Origin of the sequence: Lysinibacillus sp. NPDC092081, from assembly GCF_044755845.1 — a bacterium.
Taxonomy (GTDB): domain Bacteria; phylum Bacillota; class Bacilli; order Bacillales_A; family Planococcaceae; genus Lysinibacillus.
In genome coordinates, this window is sequence record NZ_JBIVRU010000009.1 from 9685 (window position 1) to 23749 (window position 14065).

The 14065-nt window shown below is 36.9% G+C and carries 14 protein-coding genes and 1 pseudogene; 6 read left to right on the top strand and 9 right to left on the bottom strand.

From position 1 onward, the window contains the following. The first annotated feature begins 1043 nt into the window (after positions 1–1043). The 5 genes from ACIQLB_RS14180 to dltD are packed head-to-tail and all read left to right on the top strand — an operon-like array spanning position 1044 to position 5298. Positions 1044–1181 (top strand): teichoic acid D-Ala incorporation-associated protein DltX, encoded by a 138-nt coding sequence (locus tag ACIQLB_RS14180; protein WP_370042601.1) that lies wholly within the window; start codon positions 1044–1046, stop codon positions 1179–1181. 18 nt (positions 1182–1199) lie between these two features. Continuing rightward, positions 1200–2672 carry a D-alanine--poly(phosphoribitol) ligase subunit DltA gene (gene dltA, locus ACIQLB_RS14185; RefSeq protein ID WP_400726759.1) on the top strand — a complete coding sequence of 491 codons (1473 nt, stop codon included), beginning with the start codon at positions 1200–1202 and terminating at the stop codon, positions 2670–2672. Further along, entirely contained in the window at positions 2669–3832 is a 1164-nt protein-coding gene (dltB, locus tag ACIQLB_RS14190) for a D-alanyl-lipoteichoic acid biosynthesis protein DltB (protein WP_400726762.1), read from the top strand. The genes dltA and dltB overlap by 4 nt, the downstream gene beginning before the upstream one ends. A gap of 60 nt (positions 3833–3892) precedes the next feature. After that, a complete protein-coding gene (gene dltC / locus ACIQLB_RS14195; RefSeq protein ID WP_400726765.1) occupies positions 3893–4126 on the top strand; it encodes a D-alanine--poly(phosphoribitol) ligase subunit 2 in 234 nt (77 codons plus the stop codon). Continuing rightward, the gene (dltD, locus tag ACIQLB_RS14200; RefSeq protein WP_400726768.1) at positions 4123–5298 is read left to right on the top strand and encodes a D-alanyl-lipoteichoic acid biosynthesis protein DltD; all 1176 of its coding nucleotides are present in this window, start codon (positions 4123–4125) and stop codon (positions 5296–5298) included. The genes dltC and dltD overlap by 4 nt, the downstream gene beginning before the upstream one ends. Before the next feature lie 351 nt (positions 5299–5649). Here the strand turns inward: dltD and ACIQLB_RS14205 are convergent. The 3 genes and pseudogenes from ACIQLB_RS14205 to ACIQLB_RS14215 form a co-directional block, all read right to left on the bottom strand. Beyond that, positions 5650–6173 (bottom strand): annotated as a pseudogene (locus tag ACIQLB_RS14205) (DinB family protein). A gap of 78 nt (positions 6174–6251) precedes the next feature. Continuing rightward, complete coding sequence (locus tag ACIQLB_RS14210; RefSeq protein WP_285397309.1) at positions 6252–6668, bottom strand: GNAT family N-acetyltransferase; 417 nt, start codon at positions 6666–6668, stop codon at positions 6252–6254. 25 nt (positions 6669–6693) lie between these two features. Further along, positions 6694–7209, bottom strand: a complete 516-nt coding sequence (locus ACIQLB_RS14215; RefSeq protein ID WP_400726772.1) for a GNAT family N-acetyltransferase — start codon at positions 7207–7209, stop codon at positions 6694–6696. Positions 7210–7362: 153 nt separating this feature from the next. Between ACIQLB_RS14215 and ACIQLB_RS14220 the strand changes: the two genes are divergently transcribed. Next, complete coding sequence (locus ACIQLB_RS14220) at positions 7363–7971, top strand: hypothetical protein (RefSeq protein ID WP_400726775.1); 609 nt, start codon at positions 7363–7365, stop codon at positions 7969–7971. 218 nt (positions 7972–8189) lie between these two features. On the opposite strand, the gene ACIQLB_RS14225 is transcribed toward ACIQLB_RS14220, so the two are convergent. The 6 genes from ACIQLB_RS14225 to ACIQLB_RS14250 all read right to left on the bottom strand — a co-directional run bounded on the left by ACIQLB_RS14225 (position 8190) and on the right by ACIQLB_RS14250 (position 13796). Then, entirely contained in the window at positions 8190–8411 is a 222-nt protein-coding gene (locus ACIQLB_RS14225; RefSeq protein ID WP_370082865.1) for a TM2 domain-containing protein, read from the bottom strand. A gap of 101 nt (positions 8412–8512) precedes the next feature. Continuing rightward, on the bottom strand, positions 8513–8761 hold the full coding sequence (locus ACIQLB_RS14230) for a TM2 domain-containing protein (RefSeq protein ID WP_400726778.1): 249 nt from the start codon (positions 8759–8761) through the stop codon (positions 8513–8515). 237 nt (positions 8762–8998) lie between these two features. Further along, complete coding sequence (gene eno / locus ACIQLB_RS14235) at positions 8999–10291, bottom strand: phosphopyruvate hydratase (RefSeq protein WP_400726781.1); 1293 nt, start codon at positions 10289–10291, stop codon at positions 8999–9001. A gap of 2 nt (positions 10292–10293) precedes the next feature. Beyond that, entirely contained in the window at positions 10294–11835 is a 1542-nt protein-coding gene (gpmI, locus tag ACIQLB_RS14240) for a 2,3-bisphosphoglycerate-independent phosphoglycerate mutase (protein ID WP_400726784.1), read from the bottom strand. Beyond that, entirely contained in the window at positions 11828–12589 is a 762-nt protein-coding gene (gene tpiA / locus ACIQLB_RS14245) for a triose-phosphate isomerase (protein ID WP_400726787.1), read from the bottom strand. The genes gpmI and tpiA overlap by 8 nt, the downstream gene beginning before the upstream one ends. A 22-nt stretch (positions 12590–12611) precedes the next feature. Then, positions 12612–13796: a phosphoglycerate kinase gene (locus ACIQLB_RS14250; protein WP_400726790.1), complete on the bottom strand. Its 1185-nt coding sequence runs from the start codon at positions 13794–13796 to the stop codon at positions 12612–12614. Positions 13797–14065: the final 269 nt, after the last annotated feature.

Sequence of the window (14065 nt, forward strand, 5' to 3'; positions counted from 1 at the left end):
GGGGATTTTTTTCATCCTCCCTGATTATTAGTCTTCACCAATCGGGCTTTTACGGACAGTTCTCCCCTCTTTGCTTTCACTAAATTTTGAGGCAGGATTCTCGTACTTACTGCTTTGCCCTCGGTACATATAAATTACTGTCCGTTAAAGCGGGATAAAGTGAAACTTTAATCAGGGAGGATTTTTTTCATCCTCCCTGATTATTAGTCTTCACCAATCGGGCTTTTACGGACAGTTCTCCCCTCTTTGCTTTCACTAAATTTTGAGGCAGGATTCTCGTACTTACTGCTTTGCCCTCGGTACATATAAGGTACTGTCCGTTAAAGCGGGATAAAGTGAAACTTTAATCAGGGAGGATTTTTTTCATCCTCCCTGATTATTAGCCTTCACCAATCGGGCTTTTACAGGCAGTTAATCCCCCACCTACTTTTGGATTCTGTACTTGGATAAGAGTAAGGGCGCTATCATAAGTTGGGATGATAAACTTGATGGTGGCGCTTTTCTTTTTGCTAAAAAACGTTTTTGCAACAGCTTAAGCTTTTTGTTTATCCCACCTTAGCATTTCATCCTATCTTTAACCGATATTTTTAATCGAATTTTCTTTGAATTTACTTTGTTTTTACTTTCATTTATTATGCTTAATGTAACCAATACAAATGGTTAGTAGCATAAATCGTTGTCGAATGTCCTATTACGATATTTAAGGATTTTTTAAGTACACATGAAGCGCAAAAACAGCGATAATAGAAAAGATTATAAGTTTAGAAATTTCAAGTTGAGGTGGAACAAAGAGTCTTTAAAAGTCATTTTCTTCCATGTATTTTAGTCACTTTTTCAAAAACCTTAATTTTACCTTAAATTAATCTTATGATTTTATGAATAAATAGAAAATGAGCAACATTTTTATCTACAATCCGTCAAAACAGTGTTAAAAATTTAATTAATGAAAGATTATTTTTTAGAAAAAACTTGAAAAAATGTCTATTTATTTAGTATATTTACAAAGTTATAATCTTTTTTCATTTTTAATTGGAGGTGGACATATGCAATCCATTAAAAATAATGAGCTTTTACGTTTTATAGGCTTTACGTTATTTTATTTCATCATTTTGGTGCTCTTGTTTCTTATCCATGGCTTCCATGATATGAACGCAGGACCATTTATATATACGGAATTTTAAGAAAAGGAGATATAAACTATGTTAAGTATTTTAGAAGCTATTCAAAAAGTGGCACAACAGCATCCAGATCGAACTGCATATCAAACCAATAATGATTCCTTAACTTATGGTGAACTTTGGCATCTTTCTGATTGTGTAGCACAATATTTAATGGCTCTTGATTTAAAAAGACAACAACCAATCGTCGTCTACGGGCATATGTCCCCTTTACAAATCGTTGCCTTTTTAGGAGCTGTAAAGGCAGGTCATCCGTATGTACCGGTTGACTCTTCTACACCGTCTGAAAGGTTACAGATTATTATAGAAGCTTCTCAGGCTTGTTTGCTACTTAAGACTGAAACATTAAGCTCGAACCAAGCAGTCCCTGTAGTGGAAGTAAGTGATTTAGTGGCTCAAGCTACTAGCATTTCGACAGAGCCTTCAACTTGGGTTAAGGATCAAGAAATTCATTATATTATTTACACATCCGGTTCTACTGGTAAGCCAAAAGGTGTTCAAATTACAGCCGATAATTTAGCACATTTTGTTGCTTGGATGCATGAACATTTCCCTTTACAGGAATCTGGTGTGTTTCTAAATCAAGCGCCTTATTCCTTTGATTTATCTGTGATGGATTTATATCCTGCACTCGTTAGTGGTCAAACACTTTACGCTATTACGCAGGAGCAAATTGCTAATCCAAAAGCGTTATTTGAGTCATTAGCTTCATCTGATATTCGCGTTTGGACTTCTACACCTTCCTTTGCGAAGATGTGTTTAATGAACAAGGAATGGGATCAGGCGTTAATGCCTTCTTTAAATACGTTTTTATTCTGCGGAGAGGTTTTACCAGTATCCGTATCGAAAGAATTAATGCAGCGCTTCCCACAGGCTTCTATTTTTAACTTATACGGTCCTACTGAAACAACCGTTGCTGTATCTTATGTAGAAGTAACAAAGGAACTTTTGGAGCAATTTGACCAATTACCAATCGCTCCTCTATCTGAGCCTAATCTATCCTTGCAAGAAGATGGCGAGATTATTATTTCTGGACCGACTGTAAGTGCAGGTTATCTTGGGGCACCTGATTTAACACTTAAAGCTTTTCCTACAATAGGGGATCAACGTATTTATAAAACTGGGGACGTTGGTTATGAAAAAGATGGCTATCTGTTCTTTTCTGGACGAAAAGATTTTCAGGTGAAACTACACGGTTATCGTTTAGAAATCGAGGAAATTGAAAAGCAAATTGGCAATCTTCCTGCTGTTGCTAGCTGTGTTATTATACCTATTTCAAAAGATGATGAAATTGTTTCACTAAGTGCATTTGTTGTTCTTCGTGAGCCATTGACGGACTCTGCCTTCAAAATGACGAAGCAGCTTAAAGCATTGTTAGCGGAGTATTTACCATCTTATATGATTCCGAAAACGTTCAAATACATTGACACTTTACCTTTAAATACTAACGGTAAAGTTGATCGTAAAGGATTGGCGGTTATGGAAACAGTATGACGGCTTATGGAAATATATTTTTCTTCATCATCATTGGTATTTTATTATTGCCAACCATTATTTTAGGACTACGTGGGAAATCAGCTAAACGTTATAATATCTTTATTTCGATTGTCGTATTAGCTCTTATCTTTGGTAACTCCCTTAATGGCTCAACTTCTCTTATACTATTTACAGTATTTCAGTTATTATTAATTATCGGTTACCAAAAATATCGCTCACAGAAGAATAGCACGTCCGTATTCGTAATTGCTGTACTGCTGTCCATTTTACCACTTGTACTTGTGAAGGTTCTGCCTATGCTTGGCCTTAATAATTTATTCGGATTTTTAGGGGTATCCTATATTACCTTTAAATCGGTACAAATGATTTTAGAAACACGTGATGGCTTAATTAAGGATAAAATTTCAGTAGTTGAGCTTGCTTATTTTTTACTGTTCTTCCCAACAATAACTTCGGGACCTATTGATCGTTGGAGACGCTTTTATAAAGATATGCACACAGTGCCATCTGGTCAAGACTATCAAAAGCTACTGTTAAGTGGGATCAATTATATATTTGTAGGCTTTTTATATAAATTTATTTTGGCTTATTTAATATACAATTACACACTTATTTATTTACCAAATCAAACTTATAACTATTTGACACCTTTTCAAGGGCAAATAGCGTATATGTATATGTATAGTTTTTATCTATTTTTTGATTTTGCAGGTTATAGTGCTTTTGCAGTTGGTGTCAGTCGCATTATGGGTGTTCAAACGCCAATTAACTTTAACCGTCCATTCGCGAGTCGCAATATTAAAGACTTCTGGAACCGTTGGCATATGAGCCTTTCATTCTGGTTCAGGGATTATGTTTATATGCGCTTCGTACTTTGGATGACTAAGAAAAAATGGATTAAAAACAAATACACAGTTTCTTATCTTGGCTTCTTTTTACTGTTCTTTTTAATGGGTATTTGGCACGGCTTAGAATTGCACTATATTGTCTATGGTCTCTACCATGCCTTGTTAATTATCTGCTTCGATAAATTTGAACGTTGGAATAAAAAGCGCAAGATTTGGCCAAAAAATAAATGGACGCATGCAATCGGCGTATTTATTACGTTTAATGCCATTTGTTTTGGTTTCTATATTTTTTCAGGAACATTATTTTAATTAATGGCTCTGTTCATGTTTTTATGAATACTGCAGCCTAAACAATAAAGGAGATTTATAATGGATAAACAACAAGTTTTAGAAATGCTAGTAGAGTTATGCGAGGACGATATCGTTTTAGAAAACCCAGATATCGATTTATTTGAAGAAGGACTTCTTGATTCATTCGGTACAATTAATTTATTAGTGGAAATTGAAAACCGTTTTAATATTTCAGTGCCAATTACTGATTTTAACCGTGAGGAATGGAACACGCCAAATCGTATTGCAGCGGAATTAGCTGAAAGACAATGATTAAGAAAGGCTTTCTATCATTATTAATTGCTTTTGCTCTTTTTGCTGCCTTGATATTCTTCCCTAATTCCTGGATAAAAGCTTGGATTTCAGATGAAGATGTAGAGCAGGCAAAGACAAGTATGTCTCCATTAGTGTTCCAAGGGATGTATTTCCAGGAGCGGATGTTACAGGAGCCTAACACTATGCCTTTATACGGCTCCTCAGAATTAAATCGTTTTGACCCTTTCCACCCTTATAATTATGCTCGAGCTACAAATGCTCCGTATACGACATTTATGGTCGGGCGTGGTGGAATGCAGTCTATTACACACTTTTTAAATTTTGCCGCACAGGAAAAGAATTTAAAGGATAAAAAAATTGTCTTCATCATTTCTCCTCAATGGTTTACGAAAAAGGGAATGAATGAATTACATTTTTCTCCTAACTATTCAATGTTGCATGCTTATGATTTAGCATACAATAAGGACATTGACGAAGATCTTCGAAATCGAGGAATGAAACGCCTTCTTGAATTCGATACTGTCAATCGCGATGAGTTACTAAAAACAATTTATGAATATAAATTATCTGGTGGTAAGGAAAAACCAATCATCGGACGACTTGCAGTGATGGCTGGCCATGTCCAAAAGGCACTATTAGAGAAAAAAGATTTATATTACTCGCTCTTCCCTCGAGAAGGAAGTAACTTAAAAAGCAATGACAAACTAGTAACAGACCAAACATTTGAGCAACAACTACAAAATGCCGAGAAATATGGCGAGAAACGTGTATCCAATGATTTAATGATTGAAAACAAATTTTATAAGCGTCTTGTAAATGCTAATATTGATAAGTTTAAAGGAATGCGTAAAAATGATGATTATACGACTTCACCCGAATATGAGGATTTACAGCTAGTAATTGATGTTTTAAAAGATGCTGGTGCAAAGCCATTATTTGTCTCTATTCCAGTAAATGGTCATTGGTATGACTACACTGAATATCCTGCGGATCGTCGTGAAAAATATTACGAAAAAATGGATCAAATATTAACTAAAAATGATGTTCCATATGTTGATTTCTCAGGCCATGACTATGATCCTTATTTCATTATGGATACGATTCATATTGCATGGAAGGGTTGGGTCTATCTAGATCAAGAGCTAGACAAATATTGGACACAGAAATAAATCGTTTAACAAACATAGAGACAGTCTAAAGTGTTAATCACTAAAGGCTGTCTCTTTTTGTTGTGGATTATCTTCGAGGCTTATTTTCGAATGCCTCTTCGGCGAAACGAGGGGTTAATGTCCGTTGCGACTGGGTGCTTTTTTGGGGGCGTTATCACAGGACGTGATGGTTTTAGCCTTCATTCCTCTATTGCTGATCCCCAAGTAGTCGCCCAGTCTTCACTCCAATCAACCGCTCCGCAAAACATGTATCTTCTGTAGCGTCAGCGACATTATTTATCTGTGCGAAAGTGAGTAGCCTTGAACATAAATCAGCCCACTATATGGGATAAATCCTTAATTCTCCATCCCTCAATTCTTTTTTAATATCCCTAAGTATTCACTCCACGGTTCAACATCTGTTGTATATCGCTTTGCCATCATTCTAACAATTTGAGAAATATGCGTTAAATCATGAACAACCCACGTAGAAAGTAATTCCCTTACTTTCACTAAACCAAAATCAGGATGGTACCCTTGCCATTCTAGATGCAAAGGCTTAAGTCGAGTCTGAAGCTTGTTTATATTTAAACTCTAACCTCTTTAAATTCAAATAATGCTTGTTTAATAGAAACTTCATTCTCTTTGTGTAAATGAGCGTATCGATCAAATGGGGGAAATGCCTTTCCTTCACCTTCTTTAAGGATAAATTCTAATCATGGCATCCAATTATTCTTCTCTCCTTCAATCAGATGGTCTATCACTTCATGAGCATTCCATGTTCCTTCCCCTTCATTGCATTGCAGCCACCCCTCTGATACTCCAGATAAAAAATACTCCACTGTTTGTGGTGTACGTTCCAGAATTTCAATAGCTTCCTTCATATTAAAATTCAAGCTACTGCCCCCTTCTTCATTACAAATGAACTCGAAGTCCCTCATGTTTGAAGTTTATTTCAATACCTTCTTAATCCGTTATTCATATTTCATAACCCAATATTTTTCCTTTTCCCCTTCTTCATTTACCTTCTTCCAACCATTCTTCTCATAAAATTTCAACGCTATATGATTTTCGGATACACATTTTAATCTTAATGGTTTATTCATTTTTTTAATGGAGGCATTTAGTAAGTGACCCCCTATACCTTTACCAAAGTAATTTGGATTAATAAATAAATTATGAATAAAATTATCTGGCAAATATAATGATGCAAATCCAAGTAGATGATTATCCTCTTCTGCTACAATTATATGTTCTCCTATAGTATCTTTATCAAAATCGTCTAAAGTCATTTCTTCTAAAGCTGCCCAATGGAAATTTTTACGACGTGATTCCAGATAGATTTTTCTTAATTCCGGATAATCTAATTTATTCGCTTCTCTAATATTCACATTCTCACCTTTGCTTTCATAATATTTATTGGTGACTATTGAACGAAAATAGTCTAAGTTCTTCAGCATCATTGGAAAATTGGACTAATCTTTCAAACTTCAAGCCTATTTTTTCGAGTAGCTTGGCTGAAGCATGATTATCTTGAGTTGTGATGGCCACAATACGATTTAGTCCTAATGTATCTATACCATACGCTAATGTCGCTGAGGCTGCTTCATAGGCGTATCCTTTTCCCCAATACTTAGAAAGGAAAGCAAAGCCAATATCCACATCTTCTAGCGACTCTCTTTTAACTAAACCGCAAATTCCAACCGGAGCTTGATCCTCTTTTCTTTCAACTAAATAAAGACAAAAGCCAAATTGCTCATACATGCGAGTTGGTCCATTTTTTATATATTCACATGCATCCTCTACTGTTCTCAACCCGCGATCACCGATGAACTGCAACCATGAAGGATCATTCATTAACTCAAGGATAAAATCCGCATCATCTGTTGTTTGTAAGCGAAGGGTAAGTCGTTCTGTTTCAAGAATTTTCATAGTAATTCTCCTTTCAATATTGTATTCTCCATTTCCTAAGCATTTTCCCCTATAGGTAATTTATGTTTTGAATTAAATATATAATAACAGACTAACAACTAAATCTATACAGCAAGTTGGGTCCGTAAATTCTTAAAAGGTGAGGTTGGTTTATTGAGAAATAAATACTTTATTTTTAGTATTCTATCCACATTATTTTTGTTATTTCTTTCAGGTTGTACTAATCAAAAGGAAACAGAATTAACGACTATTTCAATTAACACCGATTCAAAATATGTGAGTACTTTCAAAGATTTAAATTTAGGCATGCTGTTTGACTATAATTTCAAATTAAATAACGCCGATAAAAGTTGGGTTGATCTTTGGGTTGAAAGTTACAAAGATGGGCAATTGGAGTCTAATTCATTAACGACACTATCCTATGGGCAAAGTCCAAACAAAGTAGAGGAAGGCAATATAGGGTTTGGGATAATAAATTCTGAAGATGAATCTTTTGCTTTTCTTTATGGACCAAGTGTTAAAGCAACCCCTATAAAAATCGACAAAATTCAATCTGGCGCTAGTATTAGTGGATGGGGTTATGCAATTGGAGATGAAACAGTAAAATTAAAATTAAATGAAACTTATGTATTGGGTGTATACAGAGAATCAAAAGGAAACTCTTTACGAACATATGACTTGCAGGACGAGAATGAAGTAAAAAAAATGATAAATGATGACCATCTTGTATATTTATTAAAATTAAAAGTTCATAACAAGTAACTGTATCTTTGTTAAATGGGAATGGTTCTATTTAAAACCTAATTTCAAGGCGTATCTTTAAATCATAGTGGGATTTTATGCTGCCTGAATGGTTCTCTCAGGGGAGACACAGAAGGCGCATATCCCCCCTCCCTGACATCTACGATTTATTAAACAACATTTCTCCAATTACAAAAGCGTCAGCTAACCGCAGTTAACCAACGCCTTTTCCATTATTGTTAAGAAGGCTTTATTTCTTTTCCTTCTTTATCTTTGAATTTGCCAACAATAATCATAATTAAATCGATCAATGCCCAAATACCTAGTCCACCCAAAGTTATAATCATTAAAATACCAGTACCAATTTTGCCTACATAGAAGCGATGAATTCCTAGACCACCTAAAAAGAAACATAGTAAAATCATTACTATATAGTTTTTTTCTGAAGTTTGTTGTTGCATTTTTATCAATCACCTTTCTTTTATGTAGTAATAATTTACTACATTTCCATTCAAGATTCTATCATTCTTTTACGCTTTTCTCAACATGAAAAATGTGCCAATCAACCGTAGTTGACCAGCGCATTATTCATTGCTATTAGGTAGATCTTATAACCTTCTTTATCGGGGAAATTACCGATAACTATCATAAACAAATCGATTAATACCCAGATACACAAGCCCCCTAAAGTCACAATTATTAATAGACCTGTTTCTATCTTTTCAGCGTAGAAGCGGTGTGCTCCGAAATAACCTAGAAAGAAGCAAAGCAACATCGTTACTTTATAACTTCTATCTGATATGTAATCCATTTTTCAATTGCATTAATTTCACATAAGAAGGGAGAGGGTAACTTGGGAACCCAATCACTTTTCTATCTTACCCGAGCAGTTTCCTGGGCTACCCAATCGCTTTTCTCTCCTACCCGAGCAGTTACCCACGCTACCCGATCGCTTTGCCAAAATCTACCCCGACCAGCAACAAAAAAATCGCCTCAAAAGTATTTGCATACCTTTGAGGCGATTTTACTGAAGCTACTTAGTACTAGCTTATTTTAAGTTATAGAATGAATTTAAACCAAGATACTCAGCAGTTGCACCAAGTTGATCTTCAATGCGAAGAAGTTGGTTGTATTTAGCTACGCGGTCTGTACGTGATGGAGCACCTGTTTTAATTTGACCAGCGTTTGTAGCAACTGCGATATCAGCAATTGTTGCATCTTCAGATTCACCAGAACGGTGAGAGATAACTGCTGTGTAACCAGCGCGTTTTGCCATTTCGATCGCTTCAAATGTTTCTGTTAACGTACCGATTTGGTTTACTTTGATAAGGATTGCATTACCAACACCTTGCTCAATACCAGCTGTTAATTTTTTCGTATTTGTTACAAATAGATCGTCACCTACTAATTGTACGCGAGCGCCAATACGATCTGTTAATAATTTGTGTCCAGCCCAGTCGTTTTCGTCTAAGCCATCTTCAATTGAGATGATTGGGTATTTATTTGTTAGCTCTTCGTACCAGTCAACCATTTCTTCAGAAGTTTTGACAACACCTTCACCGTCTAAGTGATATTTGCCATCTTCTTTATTGAATAATTCAGATGAAGCAACGTCCATTGCAAGTTTTACTTCTTCACCTGGTTTATAGCCAGCTTTTTCGATTGCTTCTAAAATTACAGTAATGGCTTCTTCGTTAGAACCAAGGTTTGGTGCGAAACCACCTTCGTCACCTACAGCTGTGTTATAGCCTTTTGCTTTAAGCACTGCTTTTAAGTTGTGGAAGATTTCAGCACCCATACGTAATGCATGACGGAATGATTCTGCTCCTACAGGCATTACCATGAATTCTTGAATGTCTACGTTGTTGTCAGCGTGAGCGCCACCATTTATGATGTTCATCATTGGTACTGGTAGTTGTTTTGAGTTAAATCCACCAAGATATTGATAAAGAGGTACATCTAAGTAATCTGCCGCAGCATGTGCAACCGCCATTGATACACCTAGAATGGCGTTGGCACCTAGTTTACCTTTGTTTTCTGTGCCATCTAGCTCGATTAAAGCTTTGTCGATGACTACTTGATCAAGAACTGAGTAGTTACCTTCTAGCTCTTGAGCAATAATTGTGTTTACATTTTCAACTGCTTTTAATACACCTTTACCTAGGTAACGAGATTTGTCACCGTCGCGTAATTCTACTGCCTCATATTCACCTGTAGATGCACCTGATGGTACGATTGAGCGTCCAAAAGCGCCTGATTCTGTAAATACTTCAACTTCTACTGTTGGATTCCCACGTGAGTCTAAAACTTCGCGCGCATAAATTTGTGTAATAAATGGCATAATTAATTCTCCTCTTTTTCAATTAATGATTGACCTGTCATTTCAGAAGGTTGTGACACCTCTAATAATTCTAACATGGTTGGCGCCAAATCGGCTAAAATGCCACCATTTCTTAACAATAAATTCGGTTTTGTTACAATTACTGGAACAGGGTTTGTTGTATGAGCTGTCATTGGGTTCCCTTCTAAAGTAAGAACTTCATCAGAGTTACCATGGTCAGCTGTAATAATAGCTGCGCCACCTTTTGCAAGGAGTGCATCTACTACTTTACCAAGACATTCATCGACTGTTTCAATGGCCTTGATTGTTGGCTCTAACATTCCGCTATGCCCAACCATATCAGGGTTAGCGAAATTCAGAATAATGCCATCAAATTTATCGGCCTCAATCTCTGCAAGTAATGCTTCTGTTACTTCATAAGCACTCATTTCAGGTTGTAAATCGTATGTTGCAACCTTTGGAGATGCAATTAAAATACGCTCTTCCCCTTCAAATTTCTCCTCACGACCACCACTCATAAAGAATGTAACATGCGGATACTTTTCTGTTTCTGCAATACGAAGCTGTGTTTTGCCATTAGAAGCTAACACTTCACCAATTGTATTTTTCAAGTTGTCGTTTGCGTACGCAACTTGCGCATTTACTTCATCACTGTAATGTGTGAATGACACAAATTTTAAATTCTTTGGATGGTTAGCTGATAAAGCAAAGCCATCAAATTCACTATTTGTAAACACTTTAGACAGTTGAATCGCACGGTCCGGGCGGAAGTTGAAGAAAATAACAGCGTCATTATCGTCAATTGTTGCCACGGCTTTTTCATGCTCTTGAACGCTAAATGGAATAACAAACTCATCTGTTACATCTCGCTCATATGATTCAGCTACGCCATTTGTTGCACTGTCAGCTGTTTGGCCAACACCATCTACTAGTACATTGTAAGTAAGAGCTACACGATCCCATCGTTTATCACGATCCATTGCATAATAACGACCGTGAATGGAAGCGAATTGACCTACGCCAATGTCCTTCATTTGTTTTTCAGTTTCTTCAATATAGCCTAAAGCTGTTGACGGTCCAACATCACGACCATCTAAGAAACCATGTACAAAGACTTTGTCTAAGCCTTGTTGTTTGGCAAGCTTTAAGAGTGCAAACATATGCTCATAATGGCTATGTACGCCACCGTCTGACAGTAAGCCCATGATATGAAGCTTAGATTGATGAGCCTTAGCATGTGCTATTGCATCCAAAAATGCTTGATTCGTAAAGAAATCTCCTTCACGAATAGATTTGTTTAAGCGTGTTAAGCTTTGATAAACAATACGTCCAGCACCGATATTTAAGTGTCCAACTTCAGAGTTCCCCATTTGACCATCTGGTAATCCCACCGCTTCACCTGCTGCAATTAAAGTTGAGTGCGGGAACTCATTCCAAAAACGATCGAAGTTAGGTTTGTTTGCTTGGGCTACTGCATTTCCGAAAGTTTCGTCGCGAAATGCAAAGCCATCTAGAATAATTAATGCTACTGGCTTTTTAGGCATTTGCTGCCGCCTCCAATAATGTTAAATATGATTCTGGTTGTAAACTTGCACCACCGACTAAAGCACCATCGATATGCTCTTTTGATAATAATTCCTGAATGTTCTCAGGTTTTACGCTACCGCCATATTGAATACGTATAGCAGCGGCCGTTTCATCATTATATAATTCCTTCACTACTGCACGAATGGCTCCGCATACTTGGTTAGCATCTTCTGCTGTAGCTGTTTTACCTGTACCGATTGCCCAGATAGGCTCATAGGCGATCACCATATGCTCCACTTCTTGTGCTCCAAATCCAGCTAGTGCTGCTGTAATTTGATGAGCAACCTTTTGCTCAGTAGTCCCCGCTTCACGTTCTTCAAGCGTTTCTCCACAGCAAATAATTGGTACGATATTATGCGCTAGTGCTGCAGCAACCTTTTTATTGATCGCTTCATCTGTTTCATTATAATATTCACGTCGTTCAGAGTGTCCTAAAATAACATAGTCTACTTCCACGCTTGCTAGCTGAGCTGGACTAATTTCTCCAGTGAATGCACCTTCGTTTTCATAATGCATTGTTTGTGCACCAATGGCTAGCTCAGATTCACTAGCAACTTGCACAAGCGTAGGTAGGTAAAGTGCTGGTGCACAAACAACAGCGTCTACTTTATCATTCGAAGGAAGTTTGTCCTGTACCGCATCAACAAACTGGATAGCCTCTTCAAATGTTTTATACATTTTCCAGTTACCTGCAATAATTGGTTTACGCATAGTTATTGCCTCCCAAATTGTATTATTTATCGTTTAATGCCACAATCCCTGGTAGCTCTTTACCTTCCATTAATTCAAGTGATGCACCGCCACCAGTTGAAATATGGTCCATTTTATCGGCAACCTCAAATTTTTCTACTGCTGCTGCAGAATCCCCGCCACCAATAACTGTATAACCAGTTGTTGTCGCCATAGCGTCAGCTACAGTTTTTGTACCATTCGCAAATTTATCCATTTCAAAAACACCCATTGGTCCATTCCAAATGATTAATTTAGAATTTTTAATAACCTCTGCATAGTTAGTAGCTGTTTTCGGACCAATATCTAAGCCCATCCAATCCGCTGGAATAGCGTCTACATCTACAATATTAGTTTCTGCATCTTTTGAAAATTCGTTTGCGACAACGGCATCGATTGGCATATGTAATTGCACGCCTTTTGCCTTTGCTTTTTCAATAAAGGATTTTGCTAAGTCGATTTTATCTTCCTCTAATAAAGATTTACCGACATCATGGCCTTGTGCTTTAATGAATGTGAATGATAAACCGCCACCAATAATTAGATGGTCCACTTTTTCTAATAAGCTTTCAATCACACCAATTTTATCTTTTACTTTGGCACCACCGATAATGGCTGTAAATGGACGCTCTGGGTTAGATAATGCTTTACCTAGCACATCTAATTCCTTTTGCATAAGGAAACCAGATACTGCTGGTATATATTTTGCAATTCCTTCAGTTGACGCGTGTGCACGATGAGCTGCACCGAACGCATCATTGACATAAACGTCCGCTAATTTTGCAAATTGCTCTGCTAATGCTGGATCATTTTTCTCTTCACCAGCGTGGAAGCGAACATTTTCAAGAAGAATAATGTCACCATTTTGCATATTTGCAACAGCTTCTTCTACCTCTTGGCCAATCGATTCATCTAATTTTGTAACAGGTTTACCCATTAATTCAGCTAAACGTATACCTACTGCAGTTAGGCGCATGTCCTCTTTTACTTCACCCTTTGGACGTCCTAAGTGAGAGGCTAAAATTACTTTGGCACCTTGTTCCACTAAATATTCAATTGTAGGGATTGCTGCTCGAATACGTGTTTCGTCAGTAATCGCACCATCTGCCATCGGTACATTAAAATCAACACGTACAAATACACCCTTACCTTTTACATCAATATCTTTCATCGTCTTCTTATTTAACATGAAGAAACCCCCTTCAAAGTTTTTAATCGTGAAATTCCTGGATTCACCCATCTTGGCTCCTCACATCATTCACTTAACTGTATTAGATAAAAATAGTTGGTCCATTCATCACATAGCGTTATTTTTGTTTCAACTTTTTTCGTCATGTCAGCCTAACTTTCATCACCGGAAGTTAGGGTTTTAAGGCTCATCGGACGCTCCTAGAAAACCCCAGTCGGAACGGAAATCAATCAACGCTATGGTGAAGTACCCTTTTCTTGCTTTTATAG

Excerpts from the sequence above, each read along its gene's own strand:
- eno (WP_400726781.1), bottom strand. The coding sequence starts at position 10,291 with ATGCCATTTATTACACAAATTTATGCGCGCGAAGTTTTAGACTCACGT.
- gpmI (WP_400726784.1), bottom strand. The coding sequence starts at position 11,835 with ATGCCTAAAAAGCCAGTAGCATTAATTATTCTAGATGGCTTTGCATTT.
- dltA (WP_400726759.1), top strand. The coding sequence starts at position 1,200 with ATGTTAAGTATTTTAGAAGCTATTCAAAAAGTGGCACAACAGCATCCA.
- dltC (WP_400726765.1), top strand. The coding sequence starts at position 3,893 with ATGGATAAACAACAAGTTTTAGAAATGCTAGTAGAGTTATGCGAGGAC.
- ACIQLB_RS14225 (WP_370082865.1), bottom strand. The coding sequence starts at position 8,411 with ATGCAACAACAAACTTCAGAAAAAAACTATATAGTAATGATTTTACTA.
- tpiA (WP_400726787.1), bottom strand. The coding sequence starts at position 12,589 with ATGCGTAAACCAATTATTGCAGGTAACTGGAAAATGTATAAAACATTT.
- dltD (WP_400726768.1), top strand. The coding sequence starts at position 4,123 with ATGATTAAGAAAGGCTTTCTATCATTATTAATTGCTTTTGCTCTTTTT.
- ACIQLB_RS14230 (WP_400726778.1), bottom strand. The coding sequence starts at position 8,761 with ATGGATTACATATCAGATAGAAGTTATAAAGTAACGATGTTGCTTTGC.
- dltB (WP_400726762.1), top strand. The coding sequence starts at position 2,669 with ATGACGGCTTATGGAAATATATTTTTCTTCATCATCATTGGTATTTTA.
- ACIQLB_RS14215 (WP_400726772.1), bottom strand. The coding sequence starts at position 7,209 with ATGAAAATTCTTGAAACAGAACGACTTACCCTTCGCTTACAAACAACA.
- ACIQLB_RS14250 (WP_400726790.1), bottom strand. The coding sequence starts at position 13,796 with ATGTTAAATAAGAAGACGATGAAAGATATTGATGTAAAAGGTAAGGGT.
- ACIQLB_RS14180 (WP_370042601.1), top strand. The coding sequence starts at position 1,044 with ATGCAATCCATTAAAAATAATGAGCTTTTACGTTTTATAGGCTTTACG.